General features: G+C 86.1%; 1 pseudogene. It reads right to left on the reverse strand.

Going from position 1 to position 295, the window contains the following annotated elements:
• Positions 1-285: pseudogene (locus C7C45_RS35750) on the reverse strand (hypothetical protein); the annotation flags it as partial.
• Positions 286-295: the final 10 nt, after the last annotated feature.

The following is a 295-nucleotide window of genomic DNA, read 5'->3' on the forward strand; positions in this document are numbered from 1 at the left end:
GGGGGGGGGGGGGGGGGGGGGGGGGGGGGGGGGGGGGGGGGGGGGGGGGGGGGGGGGGGGGGGGGGGGGGGGGGGGGGGGGGGGGGGGGGGGGGGGGGGGGGGGGGGGGGGGGGGGGGGGGGGGGGGGGGGGGGCCCGGGCGCGCCGTTGGTGCAGCTTGAGACCGAGGGCGCGCTCGTCCCACCAGGGCGCCGGGACGGTGAGGCGGGGCACGCCGTGCACCAGCACGTTGCCGAGGGTGCCGAACCCGCCGTGCTGCACGATCGCGGAGCAGGTGGGCAGCAGGTCGTTGAGC

Origin of the sequence: Micromonospora arborensis, assembly GCF_003205615.1 — a bacterium.
GTDB classification, from domain to species: Bacteria; Actinomycetota; Actinomycetes; order Mycobacteriales; family Micromonosporaceae; genus Micromonospora; species Micromonospora arborensis.